Annotated in this window: 1 protein-coding gene; it reads right to left on the bottom strand. The window is 45.4% G+C overall.

Features of this window, described 5'->3' with window-relative positions; translation table 11 throughout:
- Positions 1 to 207 (bottom strand): transposase (locus tag AABK37_RS42590; protein ID WP_432557335.1); only part of this gene is annotated, 207 nt, incomplete at both ends.

Below are 207 nucleotides of genomic sequence, written 5' to 3'. Positions count from 1 at the left end.
AACCCAGATATAGGCTAACCCCAAAAGCCGTTTTGTTAGGAGAAATGCGTCTTCAATTCGCCAACGTCTTCGATATAATTCACACAGTTGTTGTGCAGATAAGATTTGGGGGTCAACTACATTGGTGAGGTAGTAATACCAAGTGGCACCCCACAAGACAGAAACTAGGCGAACTGGATGCTTACAGGGATGAGAACGGTATTCGCC

This window comes from Tolypothrix sp. VBCCA 56010 (assembly GCF_050875635.1).
Classification (GTDB): Bacteria; Cyanobacteriota; Cyanobacteriia; order Cyanobacteriales; family Nostocaceae; genus Hassallia.
This window is presented reverse-complemented; position numbering and strand designations above follow the sequence as displayed.